Origin of the sequence: Streptococcus infantis, assembly GCF_015546995.1 — a bacterium.
GTDB classification, from domain to species: Bacteria; Bacillota; Bacilli; order Lactobacillales; family Streptococcaceae; genus Streptococcus; species Streptococcus infantis_J.
In genome coordinates this window covers 1-1769 of the sequence record NZ_JADMUH010000043.1, presented here as the reverse complement: position 1 = coordinate 1769, position 1769 = coordinate 1, and the positions used below count along the sequence as shown (strand labels likewise).

The 1769-nt window shown below is 35.8% G+C and carries 1 protein-coding gene; it reads left to right on the top strand.

Going from position 1 to position 1769, the window contains the following annotated elements:
- Positions 1–232 precede the first annotated feature (232 nt).
- Complete coding sequence (locus I1J71_RS08575) at positions 233–1552, top strand: ISL3 family transposase (RefSeq protein ID WP_195184454.1); 1320 nt, start codon at positions 233–235, stop codon at positions 1550–1552.
- Positions 1553–1769 lie beyond the last annotated feature (217 nt).

Below are 1769 nucleotides of genomic sequence, written 5' to 3'. Positions count from 1 at the left end.
AGCCCTCTGAATTTTACGGTAAAGAAAAAGGTGTTGTATACCATTCACGTTTTTATCGGATATTTAAATTATCGTGGGGATAAAACCTGCCTCTAAATTATCATGGGGTTTACAGAGAGCTTACCTTTAAACTATTGTGGGGTGGGTTCTTTTGTTCATTTCACAAAAAAACCTTTCGTTGTAGAATATCATTGTCAAACATTATTCTTAACGAAAGGAGTGGTTTTCCACTATGGATATTATAACAGATTTATTGAATATACCTCAAGAAGATGTTTTATCCTCTTCCTCTTCTCAAAGTGAAAACGGTTCTTTGATTATCGACATTACTCTCGTATCTAAAAAGTTTAGCTGTCCTTCTTGTGGTTCTTATTCCACACATATTAAAGACTATAGAACTAAATCTATTACCCATTCTGCGCTGAACAGCCGTTCTTGTCTGATACGCTATCGTGCCAGACGCTTTGTGTGCGCTGTATGTGTCAGAACTTTTTTTGAATCAAATCCCTTCCTGCCTTCCGGGCATACTATAAGCAGCCTTACTGTTCTTAATGTGCTGAATGAGCTGAAAGAGTCAAATTCTACTTTCTCCAGCGTTGCACGGCATAATTATATTTCTCCAACTAAGGCTCAGGAAATCTTCGATCTTTATGTCCGTATAAAGCGTAGAACTTTTCCTAAAATCATATGTATCGATGAAGTCTATGCTTTGAAGGATAATCATAGTAAGTATGTCTGCCTTCTTCTTGATTTCAAATCTCATCAGCTGATTGATATGCTTCCTGAGAGAAAAAAGTATTCTCTTCTCAATTACTTTGAAAGGATTCCTACAGGTGAAAGATCAAATGTCCAATACTTCATTATGGATATGTATCAGCCATATAGAGATGTTGTTCATTTCCGTTTTCCTAAAGCCAAAATTGCTGTAGACTCTTTCCATGTTGTTAAAAATATCAATGATTCCCTAAATGCAGTCAGGGTCCGTATTATGAAAGGATATAAGTCAAACACTGTAGAATATTATCTGCTGAAGAATTTCAACTGGCTTCTTCTTGAAAAAGAAGTACGAGAAGGTAAGCGCAGGTTCAATAAACGGTTAAATCAATATATCAATTATCCGCAGCTGCTTGACCGCATATTGGCTATATCCCCAGAATTAAAGGAAGCCTATCAGATCAAAGATAGATACCTTCTCTTCAATACATACAGCGATTTCAGTAATGCAGAAAAAGATTTCAATGAGATGATGTCATTGATACGAAAATCTCATATTCCTGAAATAGTAGTAATCCATAAAATGTTGAATAACTGGAAAGAAGAAATCATCAATTCTTTTATTCTCGTAGATGGAAGACGGTTGTCGAATGGCATCATGGAATCTCGTAACTCTATTGTAAAACTGATCAAGAAAACGGGTAATGGATATGTGAATTTCGCGCGCTTCCGTAACCGTTGTATGTACTGCATGAACAGAGATGCACTGCCTTGCCTCTCTGATGCACAGCTTCCAATCAGAATGAACGGAAAGAAACGCGGTACCTATAAAAAATAACTATCATGCATACAATGTTTGACATATAAAAAAGAAGTAATTTGTTCATTCCCGAACCTTATTACTTCTTTTTTGAAACCCCACAATAATTTAGAGCCTTTTTTCGCTCAACCCCACGTTAATTTAGAGCCCCGTAATTTGTTTGTATCTTTCTTCTTACTATTTAAACGCATTCTTGAATTTTTCAAATGGACTTTCATGATCTTTACGATTACGT